General features: G+C 64.2%; 11 protein-coding genes. 3 read left to right on the forward strand and 8 right to left on the reverse strand.

Going from position 1 to position 12947, the window contains the following annotated elements; genetic code table 11:
- Entirely contained in the window at positions 1 to 2586 is a 2586-nt protein-coding gene (locus PSV38_RS10205; RefSeq protein ID WP_366526653.1) for an ATPase, T2SS/T4P/T4SS family, read from the reverse strand.
- 209 nt (positions 2587 to 2795) lie between these two features.
- Here PSV38_RS10205 and PSV38_RS10210 point away from each other — a divergent pair, with 209 nt between their 5' ends.
- The 3 genes from PSV38_RS10210 to PSV38_RS10220 are packed head-to-tail and all read left to right on the forward strand — an operon-like array spanning position 2796 to position 4845.
- Entirely contained in the window at positions 2796 to 3107 is a 312-nt protein-coding gene (locus PSV38_RS10210) for a DUF2282 domain-containing protein (RefSeq protein WP_300547099.1), read from the forward strand.
- A gap of 5 nt (positions 3108 to 3112) precedes the next feature.
- Positions 3113 to 4033 (forward strand): DUF692 domain-containing protein, encoded by a 921-nt coding sequence (locus PSV38_RS10215; protein ID WP_300547100.1) that lies wholly within the window; start codon positions 3113 to 3115, stop codon positions 4031 to 4033.
- Positions 4030 to 4845 (forward strand): putative DNA-binding domain-containing protein, encoded by an 816-nt coding sequence (locus tag PSV38_RS10220; protein ID WP_300547101.1) that lies wholly within the window; start codon positions 4030 to 4032, stop codon positions 4843 to 4845. Before PSV38_RS10215 ends, PSV38_RS10220 begins: the two co-directional genes overlap by 4 nt.
- Here the strand turns inward: PSV38_RS10220 and PSV38_RS10225 are convergent.
- The 7 genes from PSV38_RS10225 to polA form a co-directional block, all read right to left on the reverse strand.
- Entirely contained in the window at positions 4826 to 5686 is an 861-nt protein-coding gene (locus tag PSV38_RS10225) for a cell envelope integrity protein TolA (protein ID WP_300547103.1), read from the reverse strand. The two genes, PSV38_RS10220 and PSV38_RS10225, sit on opposite strands and share 20 nt — an antisense overlap.
- Positions 5683 to 6123 carry a biopolymer transporter ExbD gene (locus tag PSV38_RS10230; protein WP_300547104.1) on the reverse strand — a complete coding sequence of 147 codons (441 nt, stop codon included), beginning with the start codon at positions 6121 to 6123 and terminating at the stop codon, positions 5683 to 5685. The genes PSV38_RS10225 and PSV38_RS10230 overlap by 4 nt, the downstream gene beginning before the upstream one ends.
- An 11-nt stretch (positions 6124 to 6134) precedes the next feature.
- Positions 6135 to 6851, reverse strand: a complete 717-nt coding sequence (tolQ, locus tag PSV38_RS10235) for a protein TolQ (protein WP_300547106.1) — start codon at positions 6849 to 6851, stop codon at positions 6135 to 6137.
- Entirely contained in the window at positions 6848 to 7336 is a 489-nt protein-coding gene (ybgC, locus tag PSV38_RS10240; protein WP_300547108.1) for a tol-pal system-associated acyl-CoA thioesterase, read from the reverse strand. The genes tolQ and ybgC overlap by 4 nt, the downstream gene beginning before the upstream one ends.
- Positions 7337 to 7376: 40 nt before the next feature.
- On the reverse strand, positions 7377 to 7859 hold the full coding sequence (locus PSV38_RS10245; RefSeq protein ID WP_300547110.1) for a histidine phosphatase family protein: 483 nt from the start codon (positions 7857 to 7859) through the stop codon (positions 7377 to 7379).
- Between the two features lie 20 nt (positions 7860 to 7879).
- Positions 7880 to 9955, reverse strand: coding sequence for a polyphosphate kinase 1 (gene ppk1, locus PSV38_RS10250; RefSeq protein ID WP_300547112.1), 2076 nt, complete (start codon positions 9953 to 9955; stop codon positions 7880 to 7882).
- Between the two features lie 94 nt (positions 9956 to 10049).
- Positions 10050 to 12932 carry a DNA polymerase I gene (gene polA, locus PSV38_RS10255; RefSeq protein WP_300547114.1) on the reverse strand — a complete coding sequence of 961 codons (2883 nt, stop codon included), beginning with the start codon at positions 12930 to 12932 and terminating at the stop codon, positions 10050 to 10052.
- Between the last annotated feature and the right edge of the window lie 15 nt (positions 12933 to 12947).

The following is a 12947-nucleotide window of genomic DNA, read 5'->3' on the forward strand; positions in this document are numbered from 1 at the left end:
TCAAGAGTTGCTGGTCGCGCGCACTTCTTCCATGCTCGTGATGCCCATCAAAACCTTCTCGATGCCGTCCTGGCGCAAGGTGCGCATGCCCTCGCGCAGGGCCAGTTGCTGGATCTGTTCGGCACGCCCGCCAGTCTGGATCAGGTGCCGCAACTCGCGGCTCATCGACATCAATTCGTGCAGGCCGGCGCGGCCTTTGTAACCCGTTTGGTTGCAGTGGGGGCAGCCCGGGTTGTGGTACTTCATCAGCTTGCCGTCGCGGCCAAAGCGGCTCAGCCAGTCCTGGTGAACGTGCTCGCGGTCGAACTCGGGCACGTCTTTGGGCGAGACCTGCAGGAAGTCGCGCAGCAGGATGTCGATGTCTTCATCGGTGGCGGGTTCGGCCACTTTGCATTGCGTGCACAGGCGGCGCACCAGGCGCTGCGCCAGCACCACCAGCAATGAGTCGGCAAAGTTGAACGGATCCAGCCCCATGTCCAGCAGGCGGGTCACGGTTTCGGGCGCACTGTTGGTGTGCAGGGTGGACAGCACCAAGTGGCCGGTCAGCGAGGCTTCAACGCCCATGCTGGCGGTTTCCTGGTCGCGCATTTCGCCCACCATGATCACGTCTGGATCGGCCCGCAGGAAGGCGCGCAGGGCCTTGGCGAAGGTCCAGTCAATCTTGGGGTTGACCTGCACCTGGCGCAGGCCGGGCTGGGTGATTTCCACCGGGTCTTCGGCCGTCCAGATCTTGCGCTCGGGCACGTTGATGAAACTGAGCGCCGAGTGCAGCGTGGTGGTTTTTCCAGAGCCCGTGGGCCCCACGCAGAGCACCAGCCCGTAAGGGCGTTCCATGGCCTCTTTCAGGCGCGACAGGTTGTTGGGGCTCAGGCCGATCTTGTCGAGCGGCAAGGGCTTGGCCGAGGCCAGGATCCGCATGACGATGTCTTCCATCCCGTTGTTGGTGGGGATGGCGGCCACGCGCAACTCGATCTTGTGCTGCGGCACGAACTTGGCGAAATTAATCTTGCCGTCCTGCGGCTTGCGGCGCTCTGAGATGTCCAGATCGCACATGATCTTGATGCGGGCGATCATGGCGCTGCGGTAGTTGGGCGGCAGCTCCAAATACGGCATGAGCACGCCGTCCTTGCGGAAGCGGATCTTGATCTTCTCTTTACCGGGGTAGCTTTCAACGTGGATGTCAGAAACGCCCTGCGCGTGCGCCTCGATGATCATGGTGTTGATCAGACGCACCAGCGAGTTGTCGCTTTGCTCAATGGGGTGGTCGTCTTCGTTCCCGCGGGAGTCCTCGTTCTGCTTTTCCAGGTCCTCCATGAGCGAGCCGGAAGACTGCGCTTCCATGTCGAAGTCGTTGCTCTGGTTGTGCGAGGAGGCCCGCCCATAGGCATCGGCGGTGATGTCAGCGCCAATCTTGCTGTAGGCGTCCTTGATAGCGAACTCAAGCTGGGTGTGCTGGGCCAGCACCGGCACGATCTTGCACTGGGTGATGAACTCCAGCTCGGACAAGGTCAGGCGCTTGCTGGGGTCTTCGACGGCGATGATCAGGTTGCCATCGCGCAGCAACAAGGGCACCGTCATCAGGCGATGGGCCACGGGGAACGGCACCTTGCGCAGCGCTTCAGCCTCGATCGGGAACTTGTCCAGGTCCACCAGGGGATAGCCCATCTTGCGCGCCAGGGCGGTTTGCAAGTCGTGGCGTGAAACCAGGCCTTGGGTGACCAGCAACTCGCCCAAGGGCACGCTGCGATCGCGCTTTTGGCGTTCCAGGGCTTCTTCCAATTGAGCTTGGTTGATCATGCCCAGGGCGATCAGCGCTTCGCCGATGCGCACCATGGGCATCTTGCCCTGTTGCTCGATGGCGGCCAGCAACTGCTCGGGCGAAACCACCTGCTGGGTCAGCAGGATGTCACCCAGCTTTTGGTTGCGCATCTGGCTTTGCACTTCAACCGCCTGCTCCACCTGCTCTTGTGTGAGCGCGCTGGCGCCCACCAGGATTTCGCCGATCTTGCCGCCCACTTCAAACGACTCCAGGACCTCACGCCCCACGAACAGGCGTTGCACGGACCCGTCATCGCCCACGGGCGGGAACAGGAAGACGCCGAATTCGGTTTCCCGGTGGCCCATGGTCTGGCCCTCAATCTGACCTCCGGCCTTGAACTTCACCCGAAAATCAACGCTGGCGCGGTGCCCCAGCATGGACGCGTGGGGGTCCTGCCCATCCCCTGCTTTCTTGGGCTTGAGGGGGTTGGTGAGCAACAAAGTGCGGAACTGGCCAAAGCGCAGGGCCATGGTGGTGCGAGAGGGCGGCACTTGGATGTGGGCCACTTCCTCGTCCGGCACGAAAAAGCTCAGGCGCCCCTTCATGATCCGGCCATTGAGGCCTTCGATCTCGCAGGTTTCGTGTTCGGTTTGCTGACGGGCAGCCGGGTAGGTGGCGAAAGGCGGCGTCGGCCAGAGGAACACCCCACTTTCGCTGTCGATCATCGACTGATCCTGGTCCACCAAATCGGCCGACCCGGGCGCGGCAGAATCGAGCTGGCTCAAGGCACCCTCCCAGTTCAGCGGCGGCAATGGTGAATCAGACATGACACTCCTAACGTTCCACGGCCCGACAGTGGTCGTGAATGATTGCCATGCTATGAAATAGCCTAGGATCGTGAAGCGGCCATTTGAGGCAGTTTTTCACGGCAAATGGAAATCAAGGAATTCGGTGTCAGATTTCCGGGCGCCCGACGACCAAGAAATCAGAGGCCGCTACCGAAACCTCATCGCCAACCATTTTTTGGAGTTTACAAATGAACCAACGACAACTGCTCTCCTCCGCCCTTGCATCCGTCATGGCATTGGGCCTCGTGTCCCCAGCTGCGGCCGACATGGATTCTTCGATGGGCGCCGAAAAGGGCAAGGAAAAATGCTTTGGCGTGGCCAAGGCGGGCGAAAACAGCTGTGCCAACCTGTCGGGCAGCCACTCTTGCGCCGGCCAATCCACGGTGGACAAGGCCCCCGGCGAATGGAAGCTGGTGGCCAAGGGCACCTGCGCCAAGCTGGGCGGCCTGTCCGCCGCAGAAGCCAAGGTCGCCATGGCCAAGCAAGCCGACAAGAAGTAAAGCGGATGGTGGCCACATCCCACAGCGGATTGGCCGGCATCGGGCTGCGCCAGCCCCACTACCAGGCCTTGATGGCGCGCTTGCCCCCCCTGGGGTTTGTCGAGGTCCACTCCGAGAACTTCTTTGGTGACGGCGGGGCGGCCCTGGCCGTGCTGCGTGCCACGCGGGAGCACTACCCAGTGAGCCTGCATGGCGTGGGCTTGTCACTGGGATCGGCCTGCGGGTTGGATGCCGGGCACTTGGACAAGCTGGCGCGGCTGGTGGAACAGATCGAGCCCGTTCGGGTGTCCGACCACGCGTGTTTTGCGCGGGGCAGCTGGCCTGGCGGCGACACCGTGCATGCCAGCGACCTGTTGCCTTTGGCCTTCACCCCCGCCTCACTGGACATCCTGGTGCGCCATGTGGACGAGGTGCAGTCGCGCCTTCGGCGCCCCATCATGGTCGAAAACCTGTCCGCCTACCTGAGTTACGCGGACGATTGCCTGCCCGAGGCGCAGTTCCTCACCGCGCTGTGCCAACGCAGCGGCTGCCAATTGCTGCTGGACGTCAACAACCTGGTGGTGAACGGATTGAACGCCGTGCGCCAGGGCCGATCAGCCTTGGATGAGGTGTCTTTGCCTCGCGACCTGGCGGCGGCTGGGGCCTACGCCCGGGCCTTCATTCAAGCGCTGCCGCGCGACTTGGTGGGCGAAGTGCACCTGGCGGGTTTTCAAATGCCCACGAAAGCAGGCCAGCTGGTGGTGGACGACCACAGCGCCGAGGTGCAACCGGTGGTGTGGCAGGCCTATGCCGAAGCCATGCAACGCTTTGGCCCCCAAGCAACCTTGATCGAATGGGACACCGATGTGCCTTCACTGGACGTGCTGCTGGGCCAAGCCCGGCGGGCCGATGCGGTGGCGGCACAAGCCCTGGCGGCCACCGCATGAGCGCGGCCGCAGAAGGCCAGCGTCAGGCCGCCCTCTTGCAAGCCCTGTGGGGCCTGCCGACCCATGCCGCCTGGCGTGAGCAGGGGGAAACTCTGCGCCTGGGGCTGGCCGCCTACCAGGGCAATGCCAGCGCGACGGCAGAGCGTGTGCTGGCCGCCGCCTACCCCACCGTGCAGGCTTTGCTGGGAGAGGAGGCGCTGGCGCTGCTGGCCAGACAACTGTGGCGCCACCACCCGCCCACTGAAGGCAACCTGACGGCATGGGGCCAGGCCTTGCCCGATTGGCTGGCCGGTTTGCCCGAAGTGCAAGCCTGGCCCTACCTGCCCGATGGCGCCCGGTTGGACTGGGCCCGGCATACCGCCGAACACGCCAGCGATGCGACCTTCGAGCCCGACTCGCTGGCCTTGCTGGGCACGCAAGATCCCGCCCATCTGCTGCTTGAATTGCGCCCTGGCTTGAGCGTGATCCGATCAGATTGGCCAGTGGTCACGCTATGGCAGGCCCACCAGACCGCCAGCGCCGAAGGCCCGCCCCAGGCCGACATGCTAGATCAGCTGCGCCAGGTCATATCGGCCCGCCAGGCCGAAACCGCCGTGGTGTGGCGCCCCCAATGGCGTGCCGAAGTGCTGGCACTGCCCGAGGCGATGGTGGACTGGATGAGCGCCCTGGCACCGTCAGCCAACCGAAGCGTGCCTTGCTTGTCCACCTTGCTGGACAGCGCACACGCCGATTTCGACCTGGCTCAGTGGCTGGCGCTGGCCTTGCACCATGGCTGGATCTGGCGCGTGAGCGTCACCGATCGCGCGGGCTGATCCCGATCTGGAAGACCGTGTCGGGCAAGCGACCGCGTTCGTCCAAGGGCAGGGAGCGTGTCTTGTCGATGCCATCCAGCACGGCCTTGTCCCAGGCGGGTGAGCCGCTGGGATCCAGCAGGCGGCGTGACAGGATGGTGCCGTCCGGCGCGCAGCGGATCTCCACAAAAGCTGTGGGATTGCCACTGCCCTCGTCCATCAGGAAGGTGATGTTGGGGATGATGCGTGCCCGGAGCTTGCCCACGTAGTTGGCAGAAGGGCCAGCGGATTGCTCCGAGGTGCCCAGCGAGCCCAAGTCTTTCATCATGCGCTGCATGGCGGCCTTGCGCTGGGTCTCGCGCTCGGCCGACGACACGGTGGGCGTGGTGGGCGGCACAGACGGCGTCTTGGGCTTCTTCGCGACCACCGGAGGCTCGGTGATGAACGTTTCCTTGGGTGGCGCGGGCTTCTTTTTGGGCTTGGGCGGCGGCTCCACCTTGGCCACCGGCGGCAATGGCTTTTCCTTCTTGCGCTTGGCCTTGGGCACCGGCGCACTCGGGATGTCGGCCTCGGGCTCAGGCACGGGTTCGGGCTCAGCCTGCGCCACAGGGGGCGGCGGCGGTGGGGTTTCCTCGACCGGTGTAGGTGGTGGTGGCTCTTCGGCAGGGGCGACGGCCTTGGGCACTTCGGCCCAGACCTCGGCCTCTGCGATCACGGGCGTGTTTGTTCGCCAGCTCACGCCAAAGGCCAGCGCCAGCACCAGCAGCAAGTGCGCCGCCAGGGCCAGGACCATGCCCAGGCCCAGTTTGTCCTCGGCCTTGGGCCGAAACACCTCAGCACGCGCCATCGCCATGCTGCTCATCCCCCGGTCGTGTGCACCGTCAGCCCGACGCGGGCCACGCCTGCACGCTGCAAGGTGTCCATGATCTTGAGCACGGCGTCATAGCGCACATCCTTGCGCGCGCTGATGATGACAGGCGCCGCCATGGGGCCACCCGCCGTGGCGTCCTGGGCGGCCTTCACGCGCTTGGTCAGCTCGGCCAGCTTCATGCTGCCGCTGTCTTGCTGGTCGATGCGCAGGCTGACTTGTTCGCCCTCGCCCACCACCACCTCAATGACTTTTTCAGGCGCCTGTTTGGCCTTGCCCACGCTGGGCAAATCGACCACACCCGTGGGCATCAAGGGCGCGCTGACCATGAAGATGATGAGCAACACCAGCATGACGTCGATGAACGGCACCATGTTGATCTCGTTCTTGGTGCGCCGCCCGCGCCCGCCTCGCCAATTGCTTTGCGCCATGGGGCAAGGCCTCAGCGAACGTTGGTGGCAGGACGCGCGGCTTCCGCACCGGCTGCGGGCTGCGTGTTGCGCGCCAGGATGTTGGAGAACTCTTCGATGAAGGACTCCAGGTGGGTGGCAATGCGGTCGATGTCGCGCGAAAAATTGTTGTAGGCCAGCACGGCCGGGATGGCCGCGAACAGGCCGATGGCCGTGGCCACCAGGGCTTCGGCGATGCCCGGTGCCACCGTGGCCAGCGTCACTTGCTGCATGTTCGACAGGCCCGTGAAGGCATGCATGATCCCCCACACCGTGCCGAACAGGCCGATGTAAGGCGAGACCGAGCCCACCGAACCCAGGAAGTCCAGGCGGGATTCAATGATGTCCATTTCGCGCTGGTAGCTGGCGCGCATGGCGCGGCGTGAACCTTCCAGCAAACTGACCACATCGGTGACACGCCGCTCGCGCAGCTTCAGGAACTCGCGCATGCCGGCCGCGAAGATGCGCTCTTGTGGCGATGGCGGCCCGGCAGCCCGCGAGGCGTCTTGGTAAAGTTCTTGTAAAGTGCGGCCCGCCCAGAATTCGCGGTCGAATTCTTCGTTGTCGCCCTTCAAGCGCTTCAAGCCAATGGCTTTGCCGAAGATCACGCTCCAGCTGGCCAGTGACACCACCAGCAGCAGCACCAGCACAATCTGCACCACCACGCTGGCATGCTTCACCAATTCAATGATGGACAAGTCTTGATTCATGGGTGGTCAAGCTCCGAAGGCTTTGGGTTGGGGGTCGGCAAGATGGCCAGGATTTGAGCGGGGATGCGGGCGGGTTTGAAGTGGTCTTCAAAAGGGGCCACCCAGCCGATGCGCACGCGGCCTTGGGTCAACAAGGTATCACCCCGCCAAACTTCCTGCACAAAGGCGATGGTCGCACGGCCAAGCTCGACCAGTCGCACCGTGACGGTGAGCATGTCGTCCAGCCGCGCAGGTTTGATGTAGCGCAAGTGGGTTTCGCCCACCACGAACATGCCCTCGCCACCGTTGCGCAGGCGCTCCTGGCTGAAACCCAAGGCGCTGAGCCATTCGGTGCGGGCACGCTCCATGTACTTCAAATAATTGCCGTAGAACACGATGCCGCCCGCGTCCGTGTCTTCCCAGTAAATGCGGACCTGGTGCCTGAAATGCCAGGTGTCGGGCGCAGTGACGTCCGGTGCGGGAGGGAAGGCGGTCGGCGGGCTCATGTGCCCTGATTATCCTGGGAATCACACCAGGCTTGCGGGCTCAGAGAAAGTCGGGGGATTGCACTGCATGCAAAGTCACCTCCAGGGTGCCTTCGCGGTCGCGGCCACGGAACCACCAGACCGCGCCCTTGCGGATGGCCCAAGGCAGGTCCTGCCCGGTCAACAGACGGGCCGCCAACAGGCCCAGGGTGGGCTGATGGCCGACCAGCAACACGGGATCCTTGCCGCTGGGCCACCGGGCGGCCAGCAGCAGGTCATCGACCGAGGCGTCGGGCGCGATGGTGGCCACCGTCTTGAAAGACCGCCCCAAGGCCTGGGCCGTTTGCTGGGTGCGTTTGGCCGGGCTGACCAACACACGCGTGGTGTCGGTCAGGCGCTGGTTCAACCACGCCGCCATGCGCTCGGCTTGCCGGTCACCCTTGGGCGTGAGGGCCCTGACCAGGTCCTCGGCGAACGACACCGGTGAGCCGTCTTCGGCCACGTGGGCCTGGGCTTGTGCATGTCGCCAGAGGATCAGGTCCATGGTCTTGCTGGTCTGGCTGCTCAATCGACCGCGCGGTGCAGTTCCATCAGGGCACGCTGGGCACTGGGGCCATCCACGCCCACGCGCTCGTAACGCCCATCGGCTTGCTGCTGCCAGGCATCGCAGCCGTCCATCAGGTAAGGCACCAGGCACTCGTCGATCACACGCTGGCGCAAGGCCAGGTCGCGCACTGGCCAGGCCACCTCGATGCGCCGCGTCATGTTGCGGTTCATCCAGTCGGCGCTGGACAGGTACAAGGCCTCGTCGTGCTCGGACTCGCCCCAGCGGAAGTACAGGATGCGCGTGTGCTCCAGCATGCGGCCCACCACCGAGCGCACTCGGATGTTGTCGGTGAAGCCGGGCACGCCCGGCGGCAGCACGCAGGCACCGCGAATAATGAGGTCGATCTTGGCGCCGGCTTGGCCCGCTTCGATCAAGGCCACGATCAAGGGCTCATCGGTCAGCGAGTTGAGCTTGAGCACGATGCGCGCGGGGTGCCCAGCCTGAGCTGCCTCGCCCACGCGTGCCATGATCCGGATCAACTGCTTTTGCAAGCCAAAGGGCGCCAGCATCAATTGCTTGGGCGAACGCAGTTGCGTCAGGCTGGACAGTTGCTGGAACACCATGTCCACGTCGGCCGTGATCTCCTGACTGGTGGTCAGGTAGCCCACGTCGGTGTAGACGCCGGCCGTGCGCGGGTTGTAGTTGCCCGTGGACAAGTGGGCATAGCGGCGCAGGCGCGTGCCTTCGCGGCGCGTGACCAGCATCATCTTGGCGTGGGTTTTCAAGCCCACGATGCCATACACCACCTGGGCGCCCAGGGCCTCCAGGCGCTCGGCCCAATTGATGTTGGCCTCTTCGTCGAAGCGCGCTTTCAGCTCCACCACGGCCAGCACTTCCTTGCCACGGCGCACGGCCTCCAGCAGCAACTCCATCAGCACCGACTCGCTGCCAGTGCGGTAGATGGTTTGCTTGATGGCCAGCACATCGGGGTCGTGCACGGCCTCGCGCAGGAACTCGACCACCGTGTCGAACGACTCGAAGGGGTGGTGCAGCATGATGTCCCCCTTGCGCAGGTACTCCAGCATGCCGCCCTGCTGGGGCAGCCCTTCGGGCCAACCGGGCTGGTAGGCTGGAAAGCGCAATTCATCGCCCCGCACCTGATCAATCAACTGCGTCAGGCGCACCAGGTTGACAGGGCCGTTGACTTTGTACAGCGCCTGCTCGGTCAGGCCAAACTGCTCCAGCAAAAAATCGGACAACTCGGGAGGGCAGCTGCTGACCACTTCCAGGCGGATGGTCTGGCCGAACTGGCGCGTGCTCATCTTGCTGCGCAAGGCCTGGCGCAGGTCGGTCATGTCGTCTTCATCGACATCAATGTCGGAGTCGCGGGTGACGCGGAACTGCGAAAAGAACAGGATCTCGCGCCCCGGGAACAGTTCGTGCAGGTGGGCCCGGATGACGCTGGACAGCAGCACGAACGACTGCCGTCCATGACTGATGTCTCCCGGCAGGCGGATCACGCGCGGCAACACGCGCGGGATGCGCACGATGGCGATGGAATTGTCGCGGCCAAAGGCATCGCGGCCACCGAGCTTGGCGATGAAGTTCAACGTCTTGTTGGCGACCTGCGGAAACGGGTGCGACGGGTCCAGCCCAATCGGCACCAACAAGGGGCGCACCTGCTTGTGGAAGAAGCCGGACACCCACTCGCGCTGCATCAGATCGCGGTCGGCGTGGTTGAGGATGTCAATGCCCTCGGCCTTGAGCGCGGGGCCCACCACCTCGTTGAAGATCTGGTACTGCTCATGCACCAGCCGGTGCGCCTCGTCGGAAACATCGGCGAGGTACTTGGGGCCAATGCCGGTACCTTGCATGCGCGAGGCTTCGAGCACGTCGGCATAGCGAACCTCGAAGAACTCGTCGAAGTTGGAAGACACGATGCAGATGTAGCGCAGCCGCTCAAGCAGGGGCACGTCGTCGCGCTGGGCCTGGGCCAGGACGCGTCGGTTGAACTCCAAAATGGCTTGTTCGCGGCTGAGCAGTTTCAAGCGCAGGGCTCCTGATGCCTTGGGCACCTCATCTGACAGAATCATGTTTTTTCTGGTGGACTGGCCCCAATCAACAACACGGAATTGGGCGGCTCAGTGTACGCAAACATTGTGACAACCGTCTGACTGGCTGCAGGGCTCAATGGGCGGACTCCCAATTGGGCCCGGCGCCCACTTCGGCCAGCAGCGGTACACGCAATTGCGCCACCGAAGCCATCAAGGTCGGCACTTGCGTGCGCACCCAGTCCAGTTCGCCTTGCGGCACCTGCAGCACCAGTTCGTCGTGCACCTGCATGATGATCAGGCTGACTTTGCCCTCGGCATCCAGCGCTTTCTGCACAGCAACCATGGCCAGCTTGATGAGGTCCGCCGCCGTGCCCTGCATGGGCGCGTTGATGGCCGCCCGCTCGGCACCCGCGCGACTGGGGCCATTCGGGCTGTTGATCTCGGGCAACCACAAGCGGCGGCCAAACACGGTCTCGACATACCCCTGGGCTTTGGCCAGGGCGCGGGTCTCGTCCATGTAGCGTTTGACGCCAGGGTAGCGGGCGAAATAGCGCTCGATGTAGGCACCCGCCGCAGAGCGTTCAATGCCCAGGTTCTTGGCCAGCCCGTGCGCGCTCATGCCATAAATCAGTCCGAAGTTGATCACCTTGGCGTAGCGGCGCTGCTCGCTGCTGACCTGATCCGGCGCCACGCCAAAGACCTCGCCAGCCGTGGCGCGGTGCACGTCCATGCCTTCGGCGAAAGCACGCAGCAGGTTTTCGTCCTGCGAAATGTGGGCCATGATGCGCAGTTCGATCTGCGAATAGTCAACCGACACGATGCAGTGATCCGCAGGAGCAATGAAGGCTTCGCGGATGCGGCGCCCCTCTGCCGTGCGCACAGGGATGTTCTGCAGGTTGGGGTCGTTGCTGGACAGGCGCCCCGTGACCGCCACCGCCTGCGCGTAGTTGGTGTGCACGCGGCCGGTCTGGGGATTGACCATCAGCGGCAGCTTGTCGGTGTAGATGGACTTGAGCTTGGCCAGGCTGCGGTATTCAAGAATGCGGGCGGGCAGCGGGTAGTCCTCGGCCAGCTTTTCCAACACCTCTTCATTGGTGGAAGGCACGCCCGTGGCGGTCTTCTTGACCACGGGCAGGCCTTGCTTGACGAACAGGATCTCGCCGAGCTGTTTGGGCGAACCCAGGTTGAAGGGCTGACCGGCCAATTCGTAGGCTTCGTGCTCCAGCGCCACGATGCGTTGCGCCAGCTCATGGCTTTGCTGCTGCAGCAATTGGGCGTCGATCAGCACGCCATTGCGCTCGATGCGCTGCAGCAGGCTGGAGACCGGCATCTCCATGCGCTGGTAAACGTCCTGCAAGGCAGGCTCTGCCTGCAGTTGGGGCCACAAGGTCTGGTGCAGGTGCAAGGTCAGGTCGCTGTCTTCGCACGAGTATTGCGCCGCCCGGTCCACCGCCACTTGCGCAAATGGGATCTGCTGCGCGCCCTTGCCGGCCACGTCTTCGTAGCTCAGGCCCTTGCGGCTCAAGAAACGCCAGGCCAGGCTTTCAAGTCCATGGGGCTTGTGCGCTTCGAGCACATAGCTTTGCAACATGGTGTCGTGCGCATAGCCTTTCACAGCGATGCCATGGTTGGCCAGGACGTGGCTGTCGTACTTGATGTTCTGGCCGACCTTGGGGTGCTGGGCGCCTTCCAGCCAGGGCTTCAGGCGGGCCAGCACTTCGTCCAGCGGCAATTGCTGGGGCGCGTCGGGGCCTTGGTGCGCCAGAGGGATGTAGGCCGCCTCGCCCACGGTCACCGAAAACGACAGGCCCACGATGTGGGCCTTCATGGGTTCCAGCGAATCGGTTTCGGTGTCGAAGGCCGTCATTTCGGCTGCTTCGATCTTGGCCCGCCAGCGCTCAAAGGTGGACCAGTCGGTCACCGTGTCGTAATGGGTGTCCATGCTGGGCGCGGTGGCCGCCGAGGCATCGACAGCGGGCTCGGTGCCTCTATCCGCATTGGCATCTGCGCCGGCCCCAGCACCAAACAAGTCCTGGGTGCCGTTGGCCGCCTTCGCCGTGCCTTTGTGCTTGGCGGCTGGAGGCGAAGCCTTGGCCGCAGAAGCGCCCCCGCCCAGGCGCTTTTCGAGCTCGGCCTTGGCGGAGCGGAAACCGAAGCGGGTGTAGAAATCCAGCAAGCTCGGGAGGTCAGGGGCCTTGAACGCCAGCGCGTTCAAGGTGGGCCACTCGGGCACGTGGCCAGTGAGGTCGCAATCGAGCTTGACCGTGATCAGGCGTCGGCCTTGTGGCAGCCAGTCCAGCGCCTTGCGCAGGTTCTCGCCCGTGGCGCCCTTGAAAGAATCTGCCGCGGCCATCACGCCGGCCAAGGTGCCGTGCTCCTGCAGCCACTTCACCGCGGTCTTGGGCCCCACCTTCTCGACGCCGGGCACGTTGTCCACCGTGTCGCCGACCAGGGTCAGGTAATCAATGATCAACTCGGGCGGCACGCCAAACTTGGCCCGCACCCCGGCGGTGTCCAGCACCTCGGGCGGCTTGGCCATGGTGTTGATGAGGGAGACCTGCGGGTTGACCAGTTGGGCCAGGTCTTTGTCGCCGGTGGAGATGACCACTTTGTGGCCGGACGCGGTGGCCACGCGGGCCAGCGTGCCGATGGCGTCATCGGCTTCGATGCCGGGCACCTCCAGCACAGGCCAGCCGAGCAACTTGACCACCTCGTGGATGGGCTCGATCTGCGTGCGCAGATCATCCGGCATCGAGGGGCGATGAGCCTTGTACTCGGGATACCACTCGTCGCGGAAGGTGGGGCCTTTGGCGTCGAAGACGCAAACGGCGTGCTCGGCGTCAATGTGGTCGCGCAGCCAGCCCAGCATGTTCACCACGCCGTGGATGGCGCCCGTGGCCTCGCCTTGCGGCCCGCGCAGGTCGGGCATGGCATGGAATGCACGGTACAGGTAGCTTGAGCCATCCACCAACAGGAGCGTTGGCAGGGCGTCGGAGGGTGAGGCCAGATCGTTCATGGCCCGCATTGTGAG

This window comes from Aquabacterium sp. (assembly GCF_029946005.1).
Classification (GTDB): Bacteria; Pseudomonadota; Gammaproteobacteria; order Burkholderiales; family Burkholderiaceae_C; genus Aquabacterium.

Coding starts and splice junctions, on each gene's coding strand:
- PSV38_RS10230 (WP_300547104.1), bottom strand. CDS start 6,123: ATGGCGCAAAGCAATTGGCGAGGCGGGCGCGGGCGGCGCACCAAGAAC.
- PSV38_RS10215 (WP_300547100.1), top strand. CDS start 3,113: ATGGTGGCCACATCCCACAGCGGATTGGCCGGCATCGGGCTGCGCCAG.
- ybgC (WP_300547108.1), bottom strand. CDS start 7,336: ATGAGCCCGCCGACCGCCTTCCCTCCCGCACCGGACGTCACTGCGCCC.
- PSV38_RS10245 (WP_300547110.1), bottom strand. CDS start 7,859: ATGGACCTGATCCTCTGGCGACATGCACAAGCCCAGGCCCACGTGGCC.
- polA (WP_300547114.1), bottom strand. CDS start 12,932: ATGAACGATCTGGCCTCACCCTCCGACGCCCTGCCAACGCTCCTGTTG.
- PSV38_RS10210 (WP_300547099.1), top strand. CDS start 2,796: ATGAACCAACGACAACTGCTCTCCTCCGCCCTTGCATCCGTCATGGCA.
- PSV38_RS10220 (WP_300547101.1), top strand. CDS start 4,030: ATGAGCGCGGCCGCAGAAGGCCAGCGTCAGGCCGCCCTCTTGCAAGCC.
- tolQ (WP_300547106.1), bottom strand. CDS start 6,851: ATGAATCAAGACTTGTCCATCATTGAATTGGTGAAGCATGCCAGCGTG.
- PSV38_RS10205 (WP_366526653.1), bottom strand. CDS start 2,586: ATGTCTGATTCACCATTGCCGCCGCTGAACTGGGAGGGTGCCTTGAGC.
- PSV38_RS10225 (WP_300547103.1), bottom strand. CDS start 5,686: ATGAGCAGCATGGCGATGGCGCGTGCTGAGGTGTTTCGGCCCAAGGCC.
- ppk1 (WP_300547112.1), bottom strand. CDS start 9,955: ATGATTCTGTCAGATGAGGTGCCCAAGGCATCAGGAGCCCTGCGCTTG.